This window comes from Caballeronia arvi (assembly GCF_001544695.2).
In the GTDB taxonomy this organism is placed as follows: Bacteria; Pseudomonadota; Gammaproteobacteria; order Burkholderiales; family Burkholderiaceae; genus Caballeronia; species Caballeronia arvi.
In genome coordinates this window covers 1-23,415 of sequence record NZ_FCOM02000014.1, presented here as the reverse complement: position 1 = coordinate 23,415, position 23,415 = coordinate 1, and the positions used below count along the sequence as shown (strand labels likewise).

Sequence of the window (23,415 nt, the reverse complement as noted above, 5' to 3'; positions counted from 1 at the left end):
TCCATGTCCGCACTCTCATTCCGCCGCAGGACGGCAGCGATGGCGGGCGCCGCCCCTGAGCAATCGGCGGCTGCCGCGCTGCCCAGGGTGCCGCCGTGGCTTCTGCTCGCGCCCATCCTCGCGTTTCTCGCCGTGCTCGTCGCGGCCACGCTCGCGGTGCTGCGCATGAGCTTCGGCGTGTCGGGGAACGAGTGGCATGCGCTCACGCTCCGCAATTACGCGGACCTCGCCGATTCGTACTTCCTGCGCTCGCTCTGGCTCACGCTGAAGCTCGCGTTTCAAAGCATGGTCTGTGCGGTCTTGCTCGCGATTCCCGTCGCGCTCGCGATGGCGCGCACCGAGTCGCGGCTCGCCCGCCGTCTTCTGCTTGCGGGCGTGCTGCTGCCGCTGCTCGTCAACCTGCTGCTGCAAGGTTATGGCTGGCTCGTGATGCTGGGCCCGGCCGGCATGCTGAATCATGCGCTGCTCGCCGCCGGCGTGATTCGCCGCCCGCTCCAGTGGCTCTATCGCGAGAACGGCGTGCTGCTCGGCCTGATCCAGACCGCGTTTCCGCTGGCCGTGCTGCCGCTCGCGAGCGCGATGCGCGCCATCTCGCGTTCCTACGAGGAAGCCGCCGCGACGCTCGGCGCGACCCGCTGGCAGACGCTGCGCCACGTCGTCCTGCCGCTGGCGATGCCCGGCCTCGTGTCCGGCGCGCTGCTCGTCTTCGCCTACAACGCGAGCGCGTTCGCCGTGCCGCTGCTGCTCGGCGGGCGCCGCGTGCCCATGCTCGCCGTGCTCGTGCATGACCAGGTGGCGCCGCTACTGAACTGGCCGGCCGCATCGGCATCGGGCGTGGTGCTGATGGTGGCGACGCTCGTCGTCATGTCGGTTTCGCAACGGCTCGTGCGCGGCATGCAGCGCACGGAGGAATCCTGCTCATGAATACCCTGCGTCTCTCCGCGATCATGCCGGGACGGCTGAGCCGCGCGACCAGCTCGCTCGCGACCATCGTGCTGTTTCTCGCCGCCTTGCCGATCCTCACGATGATCACGATGTCGTTCGGCAACTCCGACACGCTCGAATTTCCGCCGCAGAGCTTCGGGCTGCGCTGGTATCACGCAGCGTGGCACACGTTCCTGTCGCCCGATGCCAGCGACGTGCTCTCGATGGGCGCCGCGCTGACGACGAGCCTCATCGTCGCGGTCTCGACGATGATCATCGCCACCGCGGTCTCGGTGCCCGCCGCCTACGCGCTCTCGCGCTACCGCTTCCGCGGCAAGTCCGTGATCGAACAGCTCGTCGCGCTGCCGCTCGTCTATCCGCTCGTGATGCTCGGGCTCTCGCTGCTGCTCGTGTTCAACGTGCTGCCGGTCGAGCTCGGCATGCTGCGGCTCATCATCGCGCACGTGATTCTCGCCTTGCCGTTCACGGTGAAGAACTGTGCCGCGTCGGTCGCATCGATCGGGCCGGAGTTCGAGGAAGCCGCGTGCCTGATGGGCGCGAGCCCGCGCCGCGCGATCGTCGACGTGGTCTTGCCGCTCATGCGGCCGGGCATTCTCGCCGGCATGCTGTTCGCCTTCATCATCTCGTTCAACGAATTCACGGTGACGTTCTTTCTGTACGGCATCGACACGATGACGCTGCCGATCTGGCTGTACAGCCGCACCGTGTCCTCGCTCGATCCGACCGTGTTCTCGTTCGCGGTCGTCATCGTGCTCATCGATTTCGCATTGATCTGGCTGCTCGAAAAGCTCGTCGGCGACGCAGGCGTCGCGCTGTGAACAGGGAACCCTCATGACTCATCTGACACTTCAGGCGGTGACGAAGCGCTTTCAATCGGCATGCGCGGTCGATCATGTCGATCTCGCCGTGCCCGACGGCAAGCTCGTGTGCTTTCTCGGACCGTCCGGCTGCGGGAAGACGACGCTGCTGCGGATCATCGCGGGACTGGAGACGGCAACGTCGGGGACGGTCGCATTCGCCGGGCGCGATCTCACGCACGTCCCCGCGAACCAGCGCGATTTCGGCATGGTGTTCCAGTCGCTCGCGCTCTTTCCTCACATGACGGTGGCGCAGAACATCGCGTATCCGCTGCGGCTGCGCCGGGTCGCGAAGGACGCGCAAGCCGCGCGCGTCGCCGAACTGCTCGACCTGATCCAGTTGCCGCACATGGCGGACCGGCCGGTCTCGCGGCTGTCGGGCGGCCAGCGCCAGCGCGTGGCGATTGCCCGCGCCATCGCGTCGTCGCCGAAACTGCTGCTGCTCGACGAACCGCTCTCGGCCCTCGACGCGAAGCTGCGTGAGGCGATGCAGGTCGAAATCCGTCTGCTGCAGCAACGTCTCGGCATCACGACGATCATGGTGACGCACGATCAGCGCGAAGCCATGACGATGGCCGACGAAATCGTCGTGATGGAAAAAGGCCGCATCGCGCAGGTCGGCAAGCCGCTCGATATCTACCGCAATCCCGTCAGCGAGTTCGTCGCGGATTTCATCGGGCTCGGCAACATCCTGCCCGTCACGCTCGACGGCACGGACCGCATCGGGCTTCCCGGCGGCCAGCAGATCATCGTCGACGCCGCGCTGCGCACGAGCGGTGCGACAGGCGATGTCCGCTTGCTGATTCGCCCCGAAGACGTATCGATGCGAGCGGCCGTCGCCGATCCGGGACCGAACGTGCTGGCCGGAAAGGTGGCGTTCATCCGCGATGTCGGCTCGTCGCTCGAAGCCACCATCGATTGCGCCGGCTTCACGCTGACCGCCGCCACGACCCCGCGCGAGACGCCGGACCTTCAGGTAGGCATGCCGATCTTCGCGGAGTTGCCGCCGCATGCCTGCAAGCTCATCGCGGCACGCACCGCGCACTGATTCACGCCGACCAAAACATAGTCACAGGAGACACCCTCATGAACACCATTTTCAAGCGTACTTCCGCCACGCTCGCCATCGCGGGTCTTTGCGCATTTGCGCCGCTGGCTCACGCCGATGCGCTCGACTCGATCGGCAAATCCGGCGTCGTGCGGATCGGCGTCTTCGAGGACTATCCGCCGTTCGGCTCCATCGGGCCGGACATGAAGCCGCAAGGCTATGACATCGATGTATCGAACCTGATCGGCAAGACGCTCAATGCGAAGGTCGAGCTGGTTCAGGTCACGGGCGACAACCGCATGGCCTACCTCGCCGACCACAAGGCCGACATGCTGCTCTCGGTCGGCAAGACGCCGGAGCGCGAAAAGGTGATCGACTTCTCGCAGGCGTATGCGCCGTACAACCTCGCCGTATTCGGTCCGAAGTCGCTGGCCGTGAAGAACGCAGGCGACCTGGCCGGCAAGAGCGTGGCCGTCGCGCGCGGCACGCTCGAAGACCTGAGCGTGAGCAAGGTCGCGCCGCCGTCCGCGTCCATCAAGCGATTCGACGATCCGAACGGCGCCATCTCCGCGTTCCTGTCCGGTCAGGCGCAATTGCTCGTGGTGGGCAACGACGTGGGCGCGACGATCATCGCCCGTCGCCCCTCGAACGAACCCGAGCAGAAGTTTTCGCTCTTCAGTTCGCCCGATCACGTCGGCCTGAACAAGAACGAACCGCGCCTCAAGCAGAAGGTGGACGAGGCCATCGCGGCCGCGAAGAAGGACGGCACGATGAACGCCATTTCGCAGAAGTGGCTGCGCGCACCGCTGCCGGCCGATCTGTGATGCGCTGCGCTTTTCCGCTCATTCGCACGCTGAGGATGATTCGATGACCTACACGTTCGATTTCAGCGACTTCGGCCTCTACCTGGACGTGCTCGCGCATGGCGTCGCGGTCACGCTCGGCCTCACCGCCGTATCGACGCTATTGGGCGGTCTGGTCGGCATCGGCGGAGCGTGTCTTGCCGTGACGGGGTCGAAGCCGGTTCGCGCCGTGGTGGCCACGTATGTCGAGGTCATTCGCAATACGCCGTTTCTCGTGCAGCTCTTCTTCGTGTTCTTCGGGCTGCCGAGTCTCGGCGTGCACATCGGCGAAATCGAAGCCGCCGTGCTCGCGATGACGGTGAATCTCGGTGCGTATGCGACCGAGATCGTGCGGGCGGGCATCGACTCGATCCCGCGCGGACAAGTGCAGGCCGCGATGGCGCTCGGTCTGCGCGGCCCGCACGTCTTTCGCCACATCGTGTTGCCGCAGGCGCTCGCCAACGTGTTTCCGGCGTTGCTCGGGCAAGTGCTGATCGTGATGCTCGGCTCGGCGGTCGTATCGCAGATTTCGGTGCCGGACCTGACGCATGCCGCCAGTTTCATTCAGTCGCGCAACTTCCGTTCGTTCGAATGCTACGTGATCGTCACCGCGATCTATCTGCTGCTGTCGATCGTGCTGCGCATGCTGATCAACCGGCTCGGCAAGCGGCTGTTCGCGGGACGGGCCGCGCGTGGCGGCGCCGCGAGCGCGCCGCGACGCGGATGGCGCAATCTGTTGTCCATGCGCTTGGGCCTTCCGAAGGAGCGTTCACGATGATCGAGTTCACGCTATGGGATATCGCGCGCAACCTGTTTCTCGCCGCGCGCTGGACGGTTTTGCTGTCGTTGATCGCGTTCGTCGGCGGCGGCCTGACGGGGCTGGTGCTGCTCGCGATGCGGGTGTCGCCGCTGCCGTGGCTGCGCAGGTTCGTGGTGCTGTATGTCGAAGTGTTTCAGGGCACGCCGCTTCTGATGCAGCTCTTCCTCGGGTTTTTCGGCTTGCCGATGCTGGGCGTCGAAGTGTCGCCGTGGGCTGCCGCGACGGTCACGCTCACGCTCTACACCGGCGCCTATCTCGCCGATATCTGGCGAGGCTGCGTGGAAGCGGTGCCCCGCGGCCAATGGAGCGCGGCGGCGAGCCTCGGCATGACATGGACGCAGCAGTTGCGTTATGTGGTCTGGCCGCAGGCCTGGAAGATCGCCGTGCCGCCGACCGTGGGCTTTCTCGTGCAGGTCGTGAAGAGCACCGCGCTCACGTCGATCATCGGGCTCACGGAGCTGACCAAGACCGGGACCATGATCACGAACGCAGCGTTCCGCCCTTTCCCGATCTACGCCCTCGTCGCGTTGCTGTACTTCGCGATGTGCTTTCCGCTGACCTGGTATGCGCGCGCGCTCGAACGCCGCTATCGGCTCGGCAGACATCGCTGAGGTCCGGCGTCTTGACCAACGTCCTTTTCAAACGGATTTGCGCATGATTTCCATCGGTAACGTGTCGAAGTGGTACGGCCAGTTTCAGGTTCTGACCGATTGCAGCACCACGGTCAGCAAAGGCGAAGTCGTCGTGGTCTGCGGGCCTTCCGGTTCCGGCAAGTCGACGCTCATCAAGACGGTCAACGGCCTGGAGCCGTTCCAGAGCGGCAGCATCACGATCGATGGCCAGTCCGTCCACGACAAGCGGACCAATCTGTCGAAACTGCGCTCGAAGGTCGGGATGGTGTTTCAGCATTTCGAGCTCTTTCCGCACATGTCGATCACGCAAAACCTCACGCTCGCGCAGACGAAAGTGCTGGGGCGCTCCAAAGACGAAGCGTCCGACAAGGCGCTGCGCCTGCTCCAGCGAGTCGGCCTGCGCGCGCACGCGGACAAGTTTCCGGGGCAGCTTTCCGGCGGCCAGCAACAGCGCGTGGCGATTGCGCGAGCGCTGTCGATGGACCCCGTCGCGATGCTGTTCGACGAACCCACTTCCGCCCTCGATCCGGAGATGATCAACGAAGTGCTGGATGTGATGGTCGAGCTGGCGCAGGAAGGCATGACGATGATGTGCGTCACGCATGAAATGGGGTTTGCCAGAAAGGTCGCGCACCGGGTGATCTTCATGGATCACGGGCGCATCGTCGAGGACGACGACAAGGATGCATTCTTTGCCCATCCACGGTCCGACCGTGCGAGGGATTTTCTGGGCAAGATACTTCATTAATATCGCGTCCGGCTTGCTACCATAGCTCCAGCCGACACCGTATTCATGATCGGAGACACGCCCCATGCGACGACTTCCTCCGCTCAATGCACTGCAGATCTTCGAGACGGTCGCGCGCCACCGCAGTTTCACGCGCGCGGCTGAACACCTGTGCCTCACGCAAGGGGCGATCAGCCGGCAGATTCTCGCGCTCGAGGAATACTTCGGATTTCCCCTTTTCATACGGGGCGCGAGAGGATTGACGCTGACGGCCGAAGGCGACGTGCTGCTGCCGGTCGTCAGAGAGGGTTTCGCGCGTATCGAGGAGGTGTCGTTGCGCCTCACGCGCCAGCGCACCGATCTCGCGCTGAAAGTGCCGACCTGCGTGATGCGCTGGATGCTGCCGAGGATCATGCGTTTTCAGAGCGAGCATCCCGAGCTGCAACTTCAGATCACGACGACCTGGCAGCACGACGTCGATTTTCAGGTGGAATCGTTCGATGCGGCGATCATCTATGGCTCGTCGCCCGGCGCGGACGTGCACGCCGTGCCGCTCTTCGACGAGCAGCTCACGCCCGTGTGCTCGCCAGATTTGCTCAGTGAAAAGCCGCTCGCCGCCGCAGCGGATCTTGCGCATCATGCCCTGCTGCATCCGACGCGGGATCATCGCGACTGGAAGCTATGGCTCGACCGTGTGGGTGCGAGCGAGATCGACGCGACGCTCGGCCCGACATTCGAAACGCTCGATCTGGCGACCAATGCCGCCATGCAGGGATTCGGCGTCGCGATCAGCGACCGGACGCTGGTCAGCGAAGACGTCGCGGCCCGGCGGCTCGTCATGCCGTTCGATATCGTGCTCGAAACGGGTTCGCGCTACTACTTCGTCTATCCGGACTGTGTCGCGAATCAGCCGAAGGTCAGGCTCTTCAGCGACTGGATCATGCGCAACCGGGACACGGCTGCGACTAAGGCTGATCGGGTTTCGCCGCGAGAGGCAGACGCACCTGAAACGTCGTCTTTCCCGGACGTGAGCTGACGAGCAGTGCGCCGCGGTGCCGGTTGACGACGGTCTGGTATGAAATGTCGAGGCCCAGACCCATCCCTTGACCCGGCGGCTTGGTCGTGAAAAATGGCTCGAACAGATGCGGCATGACGTCGTCGGCGATGCCGGTCCCATTATCGATGATCTCGACCACCGCCTCGTCCATCTCGCGATAGGTCCGCACGATGATGTCGCCCGTGCCGCTCGTCGCATCGATCGCGTTATCGATCAGGTTGGTCCACACTTGATTGAGCTCGCTGCCATACACGGTCAGATGCGGCAGGCCGCGATCGTAGTCGCGCTGCACGTTGACACCCTGCCTGAGCCGGTGCTGCATGATGATGAGGGTGTCTTCGATCCCTTCGTGGATATCCACTTCCTGCTGCGGCGCCTGATCCATGCGCGAATAGGACTTCATCGCCCGGACGATCTCCGAGATGCGCACCGAGCCCACGCGGATATCCTGCATCAGCGCGTCGATCTCCAATGCCGACGCCAGCCAGTGAATGGCGGCGGAGAACTGCTCTCGCGTCAGAACGAGTGCGAGCGGGCCGAGCTCTTCCTGCAGGATGCCCGCGCCGGCGAGACTCGGCGCCTGAAGCCAGGGCTTGGCCACACCCTGTGCGACGAGCCAGTCGCCGAGCGCATCCATCGCCTGATTCTGCTTGAGGGCGTCGATACCCGGCGCCACGTTCGTCACGTCCCGGCGATCGCCCAGGCTCTCCAGGATTTTCATCGCATCGACAGGAATCGCGTGATTGCGCAACGCGACGTCCGCGGCCTTCATCGCCGTCAGTGCGGCCACTGCACGGTCAGCCGTACGCACCATCGCGGCCGCGGGATTGTTCAGCTCGTGCGCGAGGCCTGCCGCGAGCGTGCCGAGGGCGGCCAGTTTCTCGCAGTTGCGCAGCGTCGCTTCGAGATTCATCAGGCGATCGAAGGAACTCTTGAAGATCAAGCGGCAGAAGGCCTCCGAGCCGACCAGCAATTCGCGGAATGCGCGCTCCGGCAGCAACGCGATGCGCCCGTCGGTCACGGCTCTCAGCGTGCTGGGGGCGGACGTGCCCGAGAGCAGCGAAATGGCCCCGAAAAAGCTCGGTGCGATGAACCGGGCCGTGGGAATCCGCTGCCCGCGCGACAACTTCGTCGCGGCGACTTCCCCTTGCAGCACGATGTGAAAGTGCGACCTCTTTTCGCCTTCGCGGGCAAGGACGTCCCCGGCCGCGAAGCTCACTTCCGTGAGCTGTTCGGGCAGAGACTGCAAAAGCGCTTCCGACAAATCCGCGAAGAGCGGATGCTCGCTCAGTTCCTTTAACTCGATCATGACGCCGACCTGCGGAAGGAATGAAATGCAATTCGATCGATGCGCGGCTGCACGGCACGCCAGCCCGCCAGACCGCGGCTTTAGAAAGAATTGTAGGACGCGCGTATTGGAATAACTTTCTCCCGGCTTGGGTATAAGGTTGATAGGTGCACTTCTTTCGCGTGCATCGGCTCATCCGGCGACTCTTCTGGTGCTGCTGCCACCTCGGGCGCCACGCGCGGTGTCATTCCGCGTGTTTCAAGTGTCCTTTCCAGAAACGCGACTCGAACGTGGCCGAAGCGAATGCAATCGAACGCTCGGCATGCGTTCGCTCGCATGTCTAAATAAGGGACCGTCGGGCTACAGAAAGCCTTCGTTGAAGGAGTTCGTCATGAAGACCGTACTCATATCGGCATTGTTGGTGGCCGGGTTTTCGCTCGGGAGTCTGACCCAGGCGCAGGAAACGACCGACACGCTTCAGTCCATGCCGTCATCCACGCAGCAGAACGCGCAGTCCATCGCGCCTTCCGGCGATTCGGCCTATGGCGGCGCCCCGGCCGGCCAGAGCGCCAGCGGCACGACTGCGAAGTGGACGACCGCGGGCAGGACGTCCAACTGCACGCCGCTGCCGTTCTGCAACATCTATTCGGGCGGCCAGTAAGGGCGGTGCGCGTGGCGGGTCTCGGCGGCGCAGTTCGCCTCGCCGTCGATGACCCGATATTTTTGTCCGGTCGCCGTTTCATAACGAACGGGCGTTCCTTTGACCGATTCACCCGAAAGCTTTCCGGTCGTGCTCAATCGCGCGCGATCTGCCCATCGAGACGCGCTTTCGCGGCGCGCATCGCTTCGTCGAAGGTCGCTTCGGTCGCCATGTGCCGATGGTCGATGGAAACGAGCCAGCCTTCATGCGCCCGCACCCATCGGATGCGCGAGTCCTGCAGCAGCAACGAGAACCATCGCCACACGGTTGCGTCTTCGGCATTCGCGTCGGCGCGGGCCTGAAGGCGAACCGTGTTTGCCGGAATCGGGCCGCTGTGCGCGGCGCCTGGCAGCCGCGCGTTCATGACAGCGCGTCCAGCTCCCCGAGCAGCGAAGGCACGCAATCGAACAGGTCGCCGACGAGCCCGTAATCCGCGACGCTGAAGATGGGCGCTTCCTCGTCCTTGTTGATCGCGACGATGATCTTCGAGTCCTTCATGCCCGCGAGATGCTGGATCGCACCCGAGATGCCTACCGCGATATACAACTCCGGCGCGACGATCTTGCCTGTCTGGCCGACCTGATAATCATTGGGCGCATAACCGGCGTCGACGGCCGCGCGCGATGCGCCCATCGCCGCGCCCAGTCTGTCGGCGAGCGGTTCGAGCACGGTCCTGTAGTTGTCGCCGCTGCCGAGGCCGCGACCGCCCGATACGACCACATCGGCGGAAGTCAGCTCCGGACGATCGAGCTTCGTCACTTCGCGGCTCACGCACTGCGAGACGCCTGCATCGGTGCCGGCCGGAATGGTTTCGATCGATGCGCTGCCGCCTTCCGTCGCGACAGGATCGAATGCCGTGGCCCGCACCGTGATCACTTTGACGGGATCGCGAGACCTGACCATCGCGATGGCGTTGCCCGCGTAGATCGGGCGCTCGAACGTATCGGCATCGACGACCGAAACGATGTCGCTGACCTGAGCGACATCGAGCCGGGCTGCAATGCGCGGCGCGACGTTCTTTCCATAAGCGCTCGCCGGCGCGAGGATGTGCGAATAGTCCTTCGCGACCTCGATCAGCGTCGCCTCGATATTCTCCGCGAGTCCATCGGCAAGCTGCGGCGCATCGGCGAGCAGCACTTTCGCGACCCCGGCAAGTTTCGCCGCCGCGTCCGCCGCACCTTGCGCGTTCGAACCTGCAATCAGCACATGAATGTCGCCGCCAATTTTCGCCGCCGCTGCAACCGTGTTCAGCGTCGCCGCCTTCAGCGTCTGGTTGTCGTGCTCGGCAATCACAAGAATCGTCATGTCGTTCTCCGCCTGTCCTGATTTCTGATGTCAAAGCACCCTGGCTTCGGTCGTGAGCTTCGCGACCAGCGCCTTCGCATCCGCCACCTTCACGCCCGCGGCGCGCTTTTGCGGCTCGCGGACCTTCAGCGTCTCGAGCCGCGGCGCAACATCGACACCGAGCGCTTCGGGCGTTACGGTTTCCAGCGGCTTCTTCTTCGCCTTCATGATGTTGGGCAGCGTGACGTAGCGCGGCTCGTTGAGGCGCAGATCGGTCGTCACCACGGCCGGCAAGGTGAGCGACAGCGTTTCTGCGCCGCCGTCCACTTCGCGCGACACCGTCGCCTTGCCGTTCGCGATCGAGACCTTCGACGCGAACGTCGCCTGCGGCAAGTGCGCGAGCGCGGCGAGCATCTGGCCGGTCTGATTCGAATCGTCGTCGATCGCCTGCTTGCCCAAAATCACGAGCGACGGCTGCTCGCGGTCGACCAGCGCCTTGAGCAGCTTCGCCACGGCGAGCGGCTGCAGCTCTTCGTTCGATTCGATGAGAATCGCGCGGTCCGCGCCGATCGCAAGCGCGGTTCGCAGCGTTTCCTGGCATTGCGCGACACCCGCCGATACCGCGATCACTTCCGTCGCCACGCCCGCTTCCTTCAGGCGCACGGCTTCCTCCACCGCGATTTCATCGAACGGATTCATCGACATCTTGACGTTCGCAACGTCGACGCCCGTGTTGTCGCGCTTCACGCCGATCTTCACGTTGGCGTCCACGGACCGTTTCACCGCTACCAGTACTTTCACGTCAGTCTCCTTCGATGCCTTGCAAGGTCGTTGCGGGTTCACGCCAGAAGCGGTCATAGTCGGGCGTGCGTTTCTGCATGAACGCATCGAGACCTTCCCGCCATTCCGTCTTCGGAACATCCAGCGGGGACTTCACGACACGCTCCCAGTCGATGGCGGCATGCGCGCGCAAATTGCGCTTCGCCGCCTTCAGCGCGCCTGGCGGCACGGCTTCGACCACTTGTCCGGCGAGCGACAGCACGCTGTCGAGCACCGCATGTGCGGGAACCACGCGATTGACGAGGCCGATGTCCAACGCTTCGTCGGCCGCAACGCGCCGTCGCGTCAGGATCAGATCGAACGCGCGGCGCATGCCGATCACGCGCGGCAGCAAGGCCACGCCCGTGTTCGGGATCACGCCGTGCCCGAGCTCGGGCATCGAGAACCATGCGGCTTCGCACGCGACGACGAGATCGCACGCGAGCATGAGTTCCATGCCGCCGCCGAGCGCCGGGCCGTGAACCGCTGCGATCACCGGCCGCTCGAACTCGGCGATGCGTTCGAACATCAGCGCGGGGTCTTCGTCGGGCGCGGGACGTTCCATCCATCCGTCGCGAAGATCGTCGATGTTCGCGCCCGCGCAAAATGCCGGTCCGTTCGCCGCGATCACGACTGCGCGCGCGCCTTCGTCCAGTGCGCGCTGCAATGAAACCGACACCCCGCGCACGATCTCGCGCGACAGCGCATTGCGGCGGCCGGGATCGTTCAGCGTGACGAGCGCGATGTTTCCGCGCCGCTCAACCAACACCTTGTCTGCGTTCATGCGAGTGTCTCCGTGGCCGCGTCGGTCAAAAGATATGCGCGCAGTGCGGGCACGATCGGATGCGGACGAGCGGTTTCGCCGTGCACCAGAACGCACACGGCTTCAGCCGTCGCGCAGCAGTTTCCGCGGTGCCCGTCGAACAAGCCTTGCCGCACCTTGAACGACGTGTTCCCCACCTCGACCACCGTGCTGCCCACCCGCACGCGTCCCGGAAAGTGCAACTCGGCGCTGAACTCGATCAGCAATCTCACGACGGCGAGATTCGCGCCGTCCATCAGCGCGCGAACCTGCGGCGGCGCGACGATCTCCATGCGCGCCGCTTCGAACAATGTCGCGATGACCGCGTTGTTGACGTGTCTGAACTGGTCCGTGTCGGCGTTTCTCAGCTTCTCTTCGGTCCAGAAGCGAAAGCCGTTGCTTTGCGATGCGTTCATCGTCCGTCCCGTTCTTCGTGAGGAACGAGATGCGCGCTCGCTTCATGCTCCGTGCGCAGATAGAGCGCGGTCGCGAGCGGCTGCCGCATTTCCTCGAGGATGTGACCGACCAGGCCGACCGCGCGTGCGGCAACCGCGAGTCCGCGGCAGATGCGCCATTGAATGCCCATCTCCGACGCGACGGCGGCCATCGCGCCCGTGACGTTCACCGGCAACGCGCGATCGAGCTTGCGCTCGGCTTGCCTGCCGATCGCCGTCATGAGGCGGATATACGGCCCGTCGTAGCCGGTCTCCTGCGCGACCTTGAACAGCGCGGGCGCACGCGGATCGACGGGCTTGTGGAACGGATGCCCGAGGCCCGGCAGGATTTCCCGACGCGCGCGGTAGTCTTCGACGATCGTGCGCGCGAGTGCATCGATATCGGCGTTGTGCGGATCGGGCATCGACTCCTGCAACAGCCGCGCGGCATTGTCGAGCGAGCCGACGAACACCGAGCCCAGACCGAGCAGGCCCGCCGCGACCGCCGCCTGCACCGCTTCCGGCGCGCCCGCATAGGTCATGCGCGTGGCAAGCGACGAAGGCGTGATGCCGTGCTCGACGAGAATGACCATCATCGCGTTGAACATGCGCAGCTCGCGCTCGTCGGGCAGGCGCGCGAACAATTGCAGAAACGCCATCTGCCCGAAGTCGATCTTGCCGACGATGTCTTCGCACAGATCGAGGCCGTGAATGACCACCTTCTCAGGCGTCGCCCACGCGATGTCCGATCGAATCTCAGCTTGCTTCATGGTTTGAACTCCCGTGTCATGCGGATGTGGTTTGTGCGAGCCCGAGGCTTTGCGAAGCCATCTCGCGCAACTCGTTTCTGAGCACCTTGACGCCGTTGGGTCCGTCCTTCTGCGGAAAGGCCGGTACGCTCACGATGCGGCGCGGCACCTTGAAGCCCGCGATGCCCTGCTTGCACCAGGCGAGCAGCGCTTCTTCGCTGGCGGGCGTCTTCGACTCGCGAATGAAAGCCACGGCGACATCGCCCTCGCCTTCGACATGAACCCCGACGACCTGCGCCGCCTCAACGCCCGGATGCTGCGCGAGGAACATCTCGATCTCGGCGGGATCGACCAGATAGCCGCGCAGACGCAGGCTGTCCCGGATGCGGCCGACGTAGCGGAACGAAGCGCCATCGGCGTAAGCGAGATCGCCGGTCCGGAACCAGCCGTCCGCCGTGAAGGCTGCGGCGCTCGCCACCGGATTGTTCAGATAGCCGGCCATCACGTTATAGCCGCGCAGTTGCAGTTCGCCCTGTTGCCGGTCGGGAAGTGGCGCGTCACTCGCGGGATCGGCGATGCGGAACGCGATGTCGGATGAGATCGGCATGCCGCCGGGCAGGCCGCGTTGCTCCGCATCGCCTTGCGGGTCGCGCATCGCGGTCATCGCGAAGCACTCGGACATGCCGTAGAGCGCGGTCAGGCGCACGCCCCACGCGTCCCATGCCTTCGCGATGACGCTCCGGCCCAGTCCCGCGTATTCGGGAAACGCGCCGCGCCGCCAGCTCGCCAGCGAGTAGTCTCCGGCGTTCAGCACCATGTCGAGCATGGCGTCCGAACCGAAGAAATGCGTGACGCGATGCCGTTCGATGGCCGCGGCCGCCGCATCGGCCTTGAAGACCGGCAACAGCACGCACGCCGCGCCCGCAGCCAATGCCGCAATCGCCTGCACGAAGCCGAGCACACCATAGAGCGGCAGCGCGCAGAGCATGACGTCGTCCGCACGCATGTCGTTGTATCGGCCGACGTTGCGCGCATGCCGCGCGATGCCGCCCGCCGTGTGCGCGGCGAGCTTCGGCTGGCCGGTGGTGCCGGACGTCATGAAGGTGCACAGCAGATCCGTGTCGCGCCCTTCCCAGCGCGGATACGGCTCGTAGGCGTTCCATTCGAGGCTGTCGAACCGCGCGACTTCGACGACCTGCTGCAACGCTTCGCAAGCCGCTTCGATCTCGCGCGCTGCTCCGGCGTAGTCGAAATCGAGAAAGCGTTCCGGCACGAAGAGCACGCGCGCGTTCGCGGTCTTCACGACATGCAGCGCTTCCTGCTGCCTGAAGCGCGTGCTCACCGGCACCATCAACGCGCCGAGCTGCGCCGCGCCGAAGAAGAGCTGCATCCACACCGCGCCGTCGGGCAGCCAGACCGCGATGGTATCGCCGCGTCTCACGCCGAGTTCATGCAGGAACGATGCCGCGCGACGCGACGCCACGCCCAGTTCGCCTCGCGTGAAGCTGCGTTCGCCATGATGCAGCGCGACGCGTTCGATGTTGCCGGCTTCGAGCAGATCAAAGGCCATGACGGCCTCCCGACGCGAATGCCGCGCGTGCGATCTGAATCCGCTGCATCTCCGACGTGCCTTCGCCGATGCGAAACGCTCGCGCATCGCGATAAAAGCGCTCGATGGGCAGTTCCGTCATGTAACCCATGCCGCCGAAAATCTGCAGCACGCGATCCGTCACGCGGCAGCCCATCTCGCTCGCATAGAGCTTCGCGCGGCACGCGGCGACGTGCGCGTGCGCGTCTTCGCGTTCGATCATCTCCGCCGCCGCGCGGATCAGCATGCGCGCCGCCTCGATCTCGACATCGTTGTCGGCGATCATGAACTGGACCGCCTGATGCTGTGCGAGATGCGCGCCGAATGCCTTGCGCTCCTGCGCGTACTCGCAGGCCATCGCCTGGGCGCGCGCCGAAAGACCCAGCGAGCGGCTCGCCGACAATAGGCGATCCTGATTGATCGACTGCATCATGCCGAGGAAGCCCGCGTTGACCTCGCCGAGCAGGTCTTCGTCGGGAACGAAGCAGTTCTCCAGCGTGAAGCCATTCAGGTGATAGCCGCGCCAGCCCATCTTTCGGTAACGCGTCATGCCGACGACGCCCGGATTGCCACGGCGAACGATGAACGTGGTGAGCTTGCTCTTCAGCGACGCCGACGCATCGGTGACCGCGAGCACGATGATGTAATCCGCCGTTTCCGCATGCGAGATGAAATGCTTGGCTCCGTTGAGCAGCCAGCCACCCGATGCTTTCTCGGCGCGCGTGCGCAGGCCGCCGAGATCCGAGCCTGCGTTGGGCTCGGTCAACGCATACGTGACGATCTTCCGGCCCGCGAGAATGTCCGGCAAAAGTTCGGCGCGTTGCCGCTCGTTCGCCTGCGACAACTGAAGCGGCAGATGGCCGAATACCTCGCTCAGCGGCACCGACGTATGCGTCAGCTCCTCGAGTATCGCGACCTTCGCAGCAGCCGACAGCCCCGGCCCGCCGATGCTCTCCGGAAGGTTGAACCCGTAAAGCCCGAGCGCTGCGACTTCCGAGCGCAACTGCGCCAGAAGTTCGTCGCTGACGTCGTCGTCCGTTTCGATCTGCTGTTCGAGCGGAACGAGCCGGTTGCGCACGAAGCGCCGTGCGGTTTCGCGGATCATGGATACTTCGTTGTCGATTTGAGTCATTGCAGTCTCACATTGTCGAAATCGTTTTCGATAAAAGGCGTGCGTGTGCCGGCGGGTGTGCCGATTTCGCGCGGCGCTCAGACCATCGGGCGATACATCTCGAACATTTCGCCGATCTGCGCGTAGTCCGCGCGATAACCGGCGCGCATGATCGGCTGCGCGGCGCGCGTATCGAAGAGACCTTCCTTCAGATACGCCTGCTGGATATGCACGCCGACCACTTGCCCGAGGACGAGCCAGTTGTCGGTGGGCTTGCCGTTCAGGTCGTGCAGATGCGTGACCTGCAGGAGCCGGCATTCGAGTGCCGCCGGCGATTCCCCGACTCGCGGCGCCGATACGTTGCGCCCCGCGATGGGCGTCAGGCCCGTCAGCTCGAATTCGTCGACTTCCGGCCCGACCGTCGCCGAAGTCAGATTCATCTTCTCGGCGAGCGGGCGCGTGGCGAGGTTCCAGACGAATTCGCGCGTCGCCTCGATGTTGCGTAGGCTGTCCTTGCGCCCTTCGCTCGAGAAGCCGATGATCGGCGGCGCGCTGCCGAAAGCGCCGAAGAAGCTGTATGGCGCGAGATTCGGCTGACCGGTCGCGGAACGCGTCGAAATCCAGCCGATGAGGCGCGGCGCGACGATCGCCTTGAACGGATCATGCGGCAGGCCGTGGCCCGCGGCGGGATCGTAAAACATGCGTGTCTCCGATATGTCGATGAATGCGGGGTGAAGCGTCATCTGCGCGTCGAGCTTGCCTGTTCGAGCAGGTCGGCCGGTTCGTAGTCTTCGTCGTCGGCGACGACTTTGGTGAGATCGCGGCCGCGCGTCTCCGGCAGGAAAGTCAGCGCGAGCAGCGCGCAGAAATAGCCGATGAAGCAGAACACCGCGATCGATCCCACCATGCCCATGCGCTCCGCCACCGCGCCCACCAGCGCGACGGAGAGCGCGCCGAGCGACTTGCCCACGTTGTACGAAAAGCCCATGCAGGTCGTGCGGATCTCGGTCGGGAACAGCTCCGACAACATCGGTCCGATGCCGGCGAACGCGCCGTTGATGCCCATGCCGACCGGAAGGCCGAGGAGCGCGAGAAGCCACGGGTCCATCGGAACGAAGAGGTAGCACGCCGTCAGCGAAGCGGAGAAGATGCAGAACGCAATCGCGGTGAAACGGCGGCCGAACGAATCGTTGAGATACGCGAACCCTACTTGCCCGATGAACGAGCCGGCGCTCATCATCGTCGCCATCAGCGCCACGGTGGATACCGGCAGGTGGCGCACCTGCATGAGCATCGTCGGCAGCCAGATCATGATGGCGTAGCTGCTGGCCTGAAGCCCCGTGACGAGCAGCGCGGCCAGCAGGCTCCAGCGGCGCACATCCGCACGGAACGATGAGCGCCAGGTCGCCACGACTGCGCCGCCCGTCGCCCGCTTCATTTCGCGGAATACTTCGGGCTCCGGAATGTACCGTCGAATCAGCAGCACGACGAGCGCGGGAACGACACCGATCCAGAACGCCGAGCGCCAGGCGATGGACGCGGGCAGATACGCGAGCAGCAAGCCCGTGATGACGGCGGCGAGCGCCCAGCCGACGGAGAAGCCGCTTTGCACGAGCCCGAGCGCCTTGCCCCGATGCGCGGGGTTGATCACTTCCGCCATCAGCGCCGCGCCGACCGCCCATTCCGCGCCGAAGCCGACGCCCTGCAACGCGCGCACGATCAGCAACTGGTGATAGGAGTTCGTGAATCCCGCGATGATGCTGAACGCCGTGAACCAGATGATCGAGCCCGTCAGCACGCGCACACGGCCGTGACGATCGCTCAGGATGCCGGAGACCCATCCGCCGAGCGCGGCCGCAAGCAGGGACGATGTCGCGATCAGCCCCGCTTCGGTCTTCGAGAAATGCCACGCCGCCATCAGCGCGGGCAAGAGAAACGACAGCACCTGATTGTCGAAGCTATCCAGCGTCCAGCCGCAAAAGCATCCCCAGAAGGTGCGCCGCTCTGCCGGCGCCGCTTCCCTGTACCAGTCAAACGCTTGCATGGTCATCTCCTCTTCGAACTGCGCGACTCTCGTGCGCTCTGCACGCGTGCGCGGGTTTATCGGGCGACGTCGCCGCTCAGGGCGATCGCGCTGATCTCGACATGCGCGCCGTAGTGCAAGTGGCCGCATGGCACGACGGTGCGAGCCGGCGCGTCGGAGCCGATGAACGCCCGATACAGTTCATTCACCCTCGGCCAGTTGTCGATGTCGGACACATAGATCTGCACGCTCAACAGCTTGTCGACATCGCTTCCCGCTGCCAGCAGCACTTCACGCACGTTCGATAAAGCCTGATGAACCTGCGCGTCGAGCCCTTCGGGAAGAACGACGCCGTCCACGTTCTGGAGCGGCAACTGGCCGGAGACGAAAACCAGACCATTCGCTTTAGTTGCCTGCGCGTAATGCCCGCGCGGCAGAGGCGCATTGGGTGTGACGATATATTCGATCAAGATTGCTCACCGTTGAGTGGACGTGCCTGTTTGCCCCGCGATTTTCGCTTTCCTTCGAAAACGATTTCGAAACTAAGGTAGCAGGCGCATTCGCGAAATTCAAGAGCGTAAAAGCCCGGTTCCGAAATCGTTTTAGAAGATGATCCGAGCGTTCTATTCCGGGCAGAGCCGCACGCTGCAAGCGCGCCAGCGCCCTACATCGCACTGTTTTTCCGGTCGATGCCGGTGTCTGCCGAAGGGTAAACACCGATGCAGAAACCGCTAAAGAATCGCCATTTTCGAAATCGATTTCTGTACGTGGCACACGGCCATCAACGAAACACATGACGCGCGCGTAAAATGTCCGAAAATCGTTTTCGACGTTTCGCCGAAGCGGGCACATGGAGAGCAGCCGGAATGAACATCCAGGAATTCGCAGCGAAGCTGAAGCTGTCGGTCAGCACCGTCTCGAAGGCGCTGAACGGCCGCGAGGACGTCAGCGCCGACACGCGCAAGCGCGTGCTGGAAGCCGCCGAGCTGCACGGCTTTTCGCCGGACCCGGCCGCGCGCCGCCTGCGACGGCAATCGGCGGATACGATCGCGTTCGTCGTGTCGCCCCCGCAGACGTCGTTCGCTCATCCGTTTTTTCTGGACATGCTGATGGGCGTGAACGATGCGATGGACAACACCGGCTTTCAGGTGATCGTCGCGTCCGCGCGCAGCGTCGAAACGGAGATCGATGTGTTCAAGCGTCTCATCGAGCGGCAGCGCGTGGATGCGCTCCTTTTCGGGCGCACGCGGCGTCAGGATGAACGCATCGCCTATTTGCTGGAGCGCGACATTCCCTTCGTCGCCTTTGGCCGCAGCGAAACCTCCGACGCCTTCCCGTTCGTCGATATCGATCATGAGGTCGTGGGCCGCGCCGGCTGCGCGCGGTTCATCGCGCTGGGGCATCGGCGCATTGCGCTCGTTCATGCGCCGGAATATCTGATGTTCAGTCATCTCGAGCGAACGGGCTATGCGGAAGCCTTGCGCGCGGCGGGCATCAGGTTCGACAAGTCGCTCTGCATCGAGGCGGATATATCGGAAGAAGGCGGCGCAGAGGCCGCGCGCAGGCTGCTGAAGCTTGCGGACCCGCCCACGGCGATCGTGTGCGGGCACGATCTGATCGCGCTGGGCGCGCTGCGCGGCATCGCGGAAACGGGAAGGATGCCGGGAGGCGATGTCGGCGTGATCGGCGGAGACAATCATCCGATCGGACGATATGTGCAGCCCGCGCTGACGACGTTCTCGGCGGAGACACATCGCGCGGGCAAGCGGATGGCGCAGATGCTGCTTCAGCGACTCGAAGGCGCGCCGCCGCAGACGCTTCAGGAAATCTGGGCGCCCGAGCTGATCATCCGGAGTTCAGACGGGCCGCACCGGACGCCCGCGCGCGGCAAGGCAAGTCCGCCCGCACGTTCACGCGCAGTTCGCGCATGAGCTTTTAGCGGTCGGCGCAAACCTCACTTCGCATTGAGCCTTCGCCACAACGTCGTCTTGCTGATGCCGAGCGCTCTGCAAACCGCATCGCGATCGCCTCCGAACGCGGCCAGCGACGCGCGGACCTGATCGGCTTCCACCGAGCGGCTCAGATCGCGAAGCGACAGATCCGTCTTGTCGTCGGACCTGTTTTCGAACACCTCGGGCGCGATCGCTTCCAGCTCGTTCAATGTCAACGCGATGGCGGCATCCTTGTCGACGTCCATGTCCGAAATCTCCACCGCGATACGCTCGACGATATTCTGCAACTCGCGCACATTCCCAGGCCACGGATAGCGCTGAAGCACCGGCTCCAGCGGCGCGAGCAGGCGTGCCGCAGCTTCGCGGCCGGGTACGCGCAACGCGAGCGCCTTGTCGCGCCGGGCGGCCTGCACCAGCAGCGCCGTCGCCAGGGGCAGGATGTCGCTGGATCGCGCGCGCAAGGGCGGCAACGCCACGCTCAGAATGTTGATGCGATAGAACAGATCGGCCCGGAACGAGCCATCGGCGACACCTTCAGCGAGCGTGCGATGCGTCGCCGCAATCACGCGGATATCGACGCGCGTCGGCTCCGTCGATCCGAGACGGATGACTTCCCTCTCCTGCAGCACGCGCAATAAGCGGCTCTGCAGCGGCGGCGGCATCTCGCCGATTTCGTCGAGAAACAAGGTGCCGCGATGCGCCGCCTCGATCAGCCCGGCCTTGCCACCCTTGCGCGCGCCGGTGAACGCGCCCTCCTCGTAGCCGAAAAGCTCGCTTTCGAGCAGCGCTTCGGGAAAGGCGCCGCAGTTCATCGCGACGAACGGAAAGTCCTTGCGACGGCTCAGGCGATGCATGCTTTGCGCGACCATTTCCTTGCCCGTGCCGCTTTCGCCGAGAATCAGCACGGTGGCGTCGGATTTCGCGTAACGGCGCACGAGCGCCCTGACCCGCTCGATCGACTCCGACTCGCCGACGACATCCTCCAGCCGATAACGCGCGACGAATTCCTGCGCCCCCTGCCGCGATCGCAGCGTCCGGTCCAGCCGCTCGACCGCGCGCGATTCCTGGAACGTGAAGATCGTGCCGCCCGATGCGCCTTCGCTCGCGAGCGGCCCGCGATGGATCGCATAGCTCACGCCGCGCACGGAGCCGAAGACGTCGCCATCGGCGGAGGGCAACACGCCGTCGAGTTCGGGCGCGACATCGAGCAGCGCCTGGCCGACCGCGCGCGATGTATCCGCGATGCCGAGCGCGGTGGCCAACCGTCGATTGATGGCTTCGATGCGGCCGCCCGCATCGACCGCGACGACGCCATCGCGCAGATGCTGCAACAGGTTGTCCAGGCGATTGCGGCGCGCGACCTCGTGGCGCATCGCCTGCGCGACTTCCAGCGCGGTCTCGAAAGCACCGACGACGGACGTGCGCGAATAAAGAAACACCGAACTCATGCCCGCATCGGCCGCGAGATCCGCGACGAGGCCGGGGCCGACCACGACATCGACGCCGCGATCGCGCAGGTCCAGCACGAGGTTCTCCGCGTCCTGCGCCGAGCGATACGACTCGCAGATCATGTCGATGCCGTAGGCCGCGAGGAACCGGCGGATCTCCGCGGGCGTATCGCCGTGCGTGACGAGCGCGACGCTCGCGCCCTCGCGCCGCGCCTTCGTGAGCGCGTGCATCACGTCGAAACCGGTTGGGCTGATGACGACGACCGGCACCGACACGCGGCCCTTCAGATAAGCGCCATTCGAGCCGCCCGCCACGACGACATCCGGCCGCCCGTCGCGCGCGGCTTCGATGCTGTTCGCGGCGTCCTCGTAGCCGAGCGGCACGACGTCGAGCTCGGCGCGGTCGGCATAGGCGCCGGCGATATCGATGAATAAATCCCTGAGCCGGCTGATGCCGACAGCCCAGATGCGCGGGCGGGACGCAATTTCCGTTTGCATGATCGTCTACGTTGAATGACACGGCGAAGTGCGTCCAGTATGCGCCATTTCATTTCAGGTCCGAAATATGAAATTTCAGTCGTGAAAAGCACGATGATTCGCAGAGTTTCTCTTATCTCGAAAAATCAGGCACTTACGGAAATATCACGAGCTGGCAAGCTATTTGCATATAGATGCGGACTTTTTGAGGAGACGAATGTGAGTTTCGAAAACCTGTCCGCGCAAACCGCGGGCGCGCGCTTCCGCAAGGCAGTCGCCGAAGAATCCCCGTTGCAGGTCGTCGGCGCGATCACCGCCTACGCGGCGAAGATGGCCGAAGCCGTCGGCTTCAAGGCGCTGTATCTGTCGGGCGGCGGCGTGGCCGCGAATTCGCTCGGCATGCCCGATCTCGGCATCAGCACGATGGAAGACGTGCTGATCGACGCGCGACGCATCACCGATGCGTCCTCGCTGCCCTTGATGGCCGATATCGACACGGGCTGGGGCGGCGCCTTCAATATCGCGCGCACGATCCGCTCGTTCATCAAGGCGGGCGTCGCGGCCGTGCATATCGAGGATCAGGTCGGGCAGAAGCGCTGCGGGCATCGGCCGGGCAAGGAAGTCGTGTCGACCGGCGAGATGGTCGATCGCGTGAAAGCCGCCGTCGATGCGCGCACGGACGAATCGTTCGTCATCATGGCGCGCACGGATGCCGCGGGCGCCGAAGGCATCGACGCCGCGATCGAGCGCGCCGTCGCGTATGTCGAAGCGGGCGCGGATATGATCTTCCCCGAAGCGATGAAGTCGCTCGACGACTATCGCCGCTTCAAGGCCGCCGTGCGCGTGCCGATTCTCGCGAACCTGACCGAGTTCGGCTCGACGCCGATGTTCACCGTCGATGAACTGAAGGACGCGAACGTCGATATCGCGTTGTATTGTTGCGGCGCATATCGCGCGATGAATGCGGCGGCCTTGAATTTCTATGAAACCGTGAAGCGCGACGGCACGCAGAAAGCCGCCGTCGAAACGATGCAGACGCGCGCCGACCTGTACAAGTATCTCGGCTATCACGCCTACGAAGACAAGCTGGATCAGCTTTTTGCAGCACAGAAATAACCTTTGTGAAGGAGACAAATCAATGAGCGAAGCAGACAACAGCACCGCATCCGCAGGCGCTTTCAAACCGAAGAAATCCGTCGCGCTGTCGGGCGTGACCGCGGGCAATACCGCGCTGTGCACGGTCGGCAAGACCGGCAACGATTTGCACTATCGCGGCTACGACATTCTCGATGTCGCGACGACGTCCGAGTTCGAAGAAATCGCGCATCTGCTCGTGCATGGCAAGCTGCCGAATGCCGCCGAACTGAAGGCTTATAAAGCGAAGCTGAAGGCTTTGCGCGGCCTGCCCGCGAACCTGAAGGCCGCGCTCGAATGGATTCCCGCATCGGCGAATGCGATGGACGTGATGCGCACCGGCGTCTCCGTGCTCGGCACGCTTCTGCCCGAGAAGGACGATCACAACACGCCGGGCGCAAAGGATATCGCCGACCGTCTGATGGCCTCGCTCGGCTCGATGCTGCTGTACTGGTATCACTACTCGCATAACGGCAAGCGCATCGAAGTCGAAACCGACGACGATTCCATCGGCGGACACTTTCTGCATCTGCTGCATGGCGTGGCGCCGTCGAAGTCATGGGTCGATGCGATGCACGTATCGCTCAATCTTTACGCCGAACATGAGTTCAACGCATCGACGTTCACCTCGCGCGTGATCGCGGGCACGGGCTCGGACATGTATTCGGCGATCACCGG

25 protein-coding genes are annotated in these 23,415 nt (G+C 64.3%); 12 read left to right on the top strand and 13 right to left on the bottom strand.

Annotated features, from left to right (window positions below):
- Positions 1-3 precede the first annotated feature (3 nt).
- The 8 genes from AWB74_RS17830 (at position 4) to AWB74_RS17795 (ending at position 6,907) form a co-directional block, all read left to right on the top strand.
- A complete protein-coding gene (locus tag AWB74_RS17830; RefSeq protein ID WP_061148068.1) occupies positions 4-924 on the top strand; it encodes an ABC transporter permease in 921 nt (306 codons plus the stop codon).
- Entirely contained in the window at positions 921-1,763 is an 843-nt protein-coding gene (locus AWB74_RS17825; RefSeq protein ID WP_061148067.1) for an ABC transporter permease, read from the top strand. Before AWB74_RS17830 ends, AWB74_RS17825 begins: the two co-directional genes overlap by 4 nt.
- A 13-nt stretch (positions 1,764-1,776) precedes the next feature.
- Positions 1,777-2,850 (top strand): ABC transporter ATP-binding protein, encoded by a 1,074-nt coding sequence (locus AWB74_RS17820; protein ID WP_061148066.1) that lies wholly within the window; start codon positions 1,777-1,779, stop codon positions 2,848-2,850.
- A gap of 38 nt (positions 2,851-2,888) precedes the next feature.
- Positions 2,889-3,674 (top strand): transporter substrate-binding domain-containing protein, encoded by a 786-nt coding sequence (locus AWB74_RS17815; RefSeq protein WP_061148065.1) that lies wholly within the window; start codon positions 2,889-2,891, stop codon positions 3,672-3,674.
- 43 nt (positions 3,675-3,717) lie between these two features.
- Positions 3,718-4,470 carry an amino acid ABC transporter permease gene (locus AWB74_RS17810; protein WP_061148064.1) on the top strand — a complete coding sequence of 251 codons (753 nt, stop codon included), beginning with the start codon at positions 3,718-3,720 and terminating at the stop codon, positions 4,468-4,470.
- Positions 4,467-5,123, top strand: a complete 657-nt coding sequence (locus tag AWB74_RS17805; protein WP_061148063.1) for an amino acid ABC transporter permease — start codon at positions 4,467-4,469, stop codon at positions 5,121-5,123. Before AWB74_RS17810 ends, AWB74_RS17805 begins: the two co-directional genes overlap by 4 nt.
- A gap of 43 nt (positions 5,124-5,166) precedes the next feature.
- On the top strand, positions 5,167-5,892 hold the full coding sequence (locus tag AWB74_RS17800; protein ID WP_061148173.1) for an amino acid ABC transporter ATP-binding protein: 726 nt from the start codon (positions 5,167-5,169) through the stop codon (positions 5,890-5,892).
- Between the two features lie 64 nt (positions 5,893-5,956).
- The gene (locus AWB74_RS17795; protein WP_235024611.1) at positions 5,957-6,907 is read left to right on the top strand and encodes a LysR substrate-binding domain-containing protein; all 951 of its coding nucleotides are present in this window, start codon (positions 5,957-5,959) and stop codon (positions 6,905-6,907) included.
- Here AWB74_RS17795 and AWB74_RS17790 read toward each other — a convergent pair.
- Positions 6,837-8,237: a sensor histidine kinase gene (locus AWB74_RS17790; RefSeq protein ID WP_061148062.1), complete on the bottom strand. Its 1,401-nt coding sequence runs from the start codon at positions 8,235-8,237 to the stop codon at positions 6,837-6,839. The two genes, AWB74_RS17795 and AWB74_RS17790, sit on opposite strands and share 71 nt — an antisense overlap.
- 370 nt (positions 8,238-8,607) lie before the next feature.
- On the opposite strand from AWB74_RS17790, the gene AWB74_RS17785 reads away from it, so the two are divergent.
- Positions 8,608-8,877, top strand: coding sequence for a hypothetical protein (locus tag AWB74_RS17785; RefSeq protein ID WP_143749273.1), 270 nt, complete (start codon positions 8,608-8,610; stop codon positions 8,875-8,877).
- A gap of 133 nt (positions 8,878-9,010) precedes the next feature.
- On the opposite strand, the gene AWB74_RS17780 is transcribed toward AWB74_RS17785, so the two are convergent.
- From AWB74_RS17780 to AWB74_RS17730, 11 genes are all read right to left on the bottom strand, one after another.
- Complete coding sequence (locus tag AWB74_RS17780) at positions 9,011-9,280, bottom strand: hypothetical protein (RefSeq protein ID WP_061148060.1); 270 nt, start codon at positions 9,278-9,280, stop codon at positions 9,011-9,013.
- On the bottom strand, positions 9,277-10,221 hold the full coding sequence (locus tag AWB74_RS17775) for an electron transfer flavoprotein subunit alpha/FixB family protein (RefSeq protein WP_061148059.1): 945 nt from the start codon (positions 10,219-10,221) through the stop codon (positions 9,277-9,279). Before AWB74_RS17775 ends, AWB74_RS17780 begins: the two co-directional genes overlap by 4 nt.
- 30 nt (positions 10,222-10,251) lie before the next feature.
- Entirely contained in the window at positions 10,252-11,001 is a 750-nt protein-coding gene (locus tag AWB74_RS17770; protein WP_061148058.1) for an electron transfer flavoprotein subunit beta/FixA family protein, read from the bottom strand.
- A gap of 1 nt (position 11,002) precedes the next feature.
- Positions 11,003-11,803, bottom strand: a complete 801-nt coding sequence (locus tag AWB74_RS17765) for an enoyl-CoA hydratase/isomerase family protein (protein ID WP_061148057.1) — start codon at positions 11,801-11,803, stop codon at positions 11,003-11,005.
- Positions 11,800-12,237 (bottom strand): acyl-CoA thioesterase, encoded by a 438-nt coding sequence (locus AWB74_RS17760; protein ID WP_061148056.1) that lies wholly within the window; start codon positions 12,235-12,237, stop codon positions 11,800-11,802. The genes AWB74_RS17765 and AWB74_RS17760 overlap by 4 nt, the downstream gene beginning before the upstream one ends.
- Entirely contained in the window at positions 12,234-13,025 is a 792-nt protein-coding gene (locus tag AWB74_RS17755; RefSeq protein WP_061148055.1) for a citryl-CoA lyase, read from the bottom strand. The genes AWB74_RS17760 and AWB74_RS17755 overlap by 4 nt, the downstream gene beginning before the upstream one ends.
- A gap of 16 nt (positions 13,026-13,041) precedes the next feature.
- Positions 13,042-14,574: an AMP-binding protein gene (locus AWB74_RS17750; RefSeq protein WP_061148054.1), complete on the bottom strand. Its 1,533-nt coding sequence runs from the start codon at positions 14,572-14,574 to the stop codon at positions 13,042-13,044.
- Positions 14,564-15,724 carry an acyl-CoA dehydrogenase family protein gene (locus AWB74_RS17745; RefSeq protein ID WP_061148053.1) on the bottom strand — a complete coding sequence of 387 codons (1,161 nt, stop codon included), beginning with the start codon at positions 15,722-15,724 and terminating at the stop codon, positions 14,564-14,566. The genes AWB74_RS17750 and AWB74_RS17745 overlap by 11 nt, the downstream gene beginning before the upstream one ends.
- A gap of 77 nt (positions 15,725-15,801) precedes the next feature.
- Entirely contained in the window at positions 15,802-16,404 is a 603-nt protein-coding gene (locus AWB74_RS17740; RefSeq protein ID WP_061148052.1) for a flavin reductase family protein, read from the bottom strand.
- A gap of 38 nt (positions 16,405-16,442) precedes the next feature.
- Entirely contained in the window at positions 16,443-17,747 is a 1,305-nt protein-coding gene (locus AWB74_RS17735; protein WP_061148172.1) for an MFS transporter, read from the bottom strand.
- Between the two features lie 56 nt (positions 17,748-17,803).
- Positions 17,804-18,196, bottom strand: a complete 393-nt coding sequence (locus AWB74_RS17730; protein ID WP_235024610.1) for a RidA family protein — start codon at positions 18,194-18,196, stop codon at positions 17,804-17,806.
- A gap of 396 nt (positions 18,197-18,592) precedes the next feature.
- Between AWB74_RS17730 and AWB74_RS17725 the strand changes: the two genes are divergently transcribed.
- Positions 18,593-19,657 carry a LacI family DNA-binding transcriptional regulator gene (locus AWB74_RS17725; RefSeq protein ID WP_061148050.1) on the top strand — a complete coding sequence of 355 codons (1,065 nt, stop codon included), beginning with the start codon at positions 18,593-18,595 and terminating at the stop codon, positions 19,655-19,657.
- A 23-nt stretch (positions 19,658-19,680) separates the two neighbouring features.
- Here AWB74_RS17725 and prpR read toward each other — a convergent pair whose 3' ends face one another.
- A complete protein-coding gene (prpR, locus tag AWB74_RS17720) occupies positions 19,681-21,624 on the bottom strand; it encodes a propionate catabolism operon regulatory protein PrpR (protein WP_061148049.1) in 1,944 nt (647 codons plus the stop codon).
- Between the two features lie 198 nt (positions 21,625-21,822).
- On the opposite strand from prpR, the gene prpB reads away from it, so the two are divergent.
- Positions 21,823-22,719, top strand: a complete 897-nt coding sequence (prpB, locus tag AWB74_RS17715; RefSeq protein WP_061148048.1) for a methylisocitrate lyase — start codon at positions 21,823-21,825, stop codon at positions 22,717-22,719.
- Positions 22,720-22,741: 22 nt separating this feature from the next.
- On the top strand, positions 22,742-23,415 hold a 674-nt coding region (locus tag AWB74_RS17710; protein WP_327362010.1), incomplete at its 3' end, for a citrate/2-methylcitrate synthase.

What these genes read in the sequence shown, in the direction of transcription:
- AWB74_RS17830 (WP_061148068.1), top strand. Translation starts at nt 4, where the DNA reads ATGTCCGCACTCTCATTCCGCCGCAGGACGGCAGCGATGGCGGGCGCC.
- AWB74_RS17825 (WP_061148067.1), top strand. Translation starts at nt 921, where the DNA reads ATGAATACCCTGCGTCTCTCCGCGATCATGCCGGGACGGCTGAGCCGC.
- AWB74_RS17820 (WP_061148066.1), top strand. Translation starts at nt 1,777, where the DNA reads ATGACTCATCTGACACTTCAGGCGGTGACGAAGCGCTTTCAATCGGCA.
- AWB74_RS17815 (WP_061148065.1), top strand. Translation starts at nt 2,889, where the DNA reads ATGAACACCATTTTCAAGCGTACTTCCGCCACGCTCGCCATCGCGGGT.
- AWB74_RS17810 (WP_061148064.1), top strand. Translation starts at nt 3,718, where the DNA reads ATGACCTACACGTTCGATTTCAGCGACTTCGGCCTCTACCTGGACGTG.
- AWB74_RS17805 (WP_061148063.1), top strand. Translation starts at nt 4,467, where the DNA reads ATGATCGAGTTCACGCTATGGGATATCGCGCGCAACCTGTTTCTCGCC.
- AWB74_RS17800 (WP_061148173.1), top strand. Translation starts at nt 5,167, where the DNA reads ATGATTTCCATCGGTAACGTGTCGAAGTGGTACGGCCAGTTTCAGGTT.
- AWB74_RS17795 (WP_235024611.1), top strand. Translation starts at nt 5,957, where the DNA reads ATGCGACGACTTCCTCCGCTCAATGCACTGCAGATCTTCGAGACGGTC.
- AWB74_RS17790 (WP_061148062.1), bottom strand. Translation starts at nt 8,237, where the DNA reads ATGATCGAGTTAAAGGAACTGAGCGAGCATCCGCTCTTCGCGGATTTG.
- AWB74_RS17785 (WP_143749273.1), top strand. Translation starts at nt 8,608, where the DNA reads ATGAAGACCGTACTCATATCGGCATTGTTGGTGGCCGGGTTTTCGCTC.
- AWB74_RS17780 (WP_061148060.1), bottom strand. Translation starts at nt 9,280, where the DNA reads ATGAACGCGCGGCTGCCAGGCGCCGCGCACAGCGGCCCGATTCCGGCA.
- AWB74_RS17775 (WP_061148059.1), bottom strand. Translation starts at nt 10,221, where the DNA reads ATGACGATTCTTGTGATTGCCGAGCACGACAACCAGACGCTGAAGGCG.
- AWB74_RS17765 (WP_061148057.1), bottom strand. Translation starts at nt 11,803, where the DNA reads ATGAACGCAGACAAGGTGTTGGTTGAGCGGCGCGGAAACATCGCGCTC.
- AWB74_RS17760 (WP_061148056.1), bottom strand. Translation starts at nt 12,237, where the DNA reads ATGAACGCATCGCAAAGCAACGGCTTTCGCTTCTGGACCGAAGAGAAG.
- AWB74_RS17755 (WP_061148055.1), bottom strand. Translation starts at nt 13,025, where the DNA reads ATGAAGCAAGCTGAGATTCGATCGGACATCGCGTGGGCGACGCCTGAG.
- AWB74_RS17750 (WP_061148054.1), bottom strand. Translation starts at nt 14,574, where the DNA reads ATGGCCTTTGATCTGCTCGAAGCCGGCAACATCGAACGCGTCGCGCTG.
- AWB74_RS17745 (WP_061148053.1), bottom strand. Translation starts at nt 15,724, where the DNA reads ATGACTCAAATCGACAACGAAGTATCCATGATCCGCGAAACCGCACGG.
- AWB74_RS17740 (WP_061148052.1), bottom strand. Translation starts at nt 16,404, where the DNA reads ATGTTTTACGATCCCGCCGCGGGCCACGGCCTGCCGCATGATCCGTTC.
- AWB74_RS17735 (WP_061148172.1), bottom strand. Translation starts at nt 17,747, where the DNA reads ATGCAAGCGTTTGACTGGTACAGGGAAGCGGCGCCGGCAGAGCGGCGC.
- AWB74_RS17725 (WP_061148050.1), top strand. Translation starts at nt 18,593, where the DNA reads ATGAACATCCAGGAATTCGCAGCGAAGCTGAAGCTGTCGGTCAGCACC.
- prpR (WP_061148049.1), bottom strand. Translation starts at nt 21,624, where the DNA reads ATGCAAACGGAAATTGCGTCCCGCCCGCGCATCTGGGCTGTCGGCATC.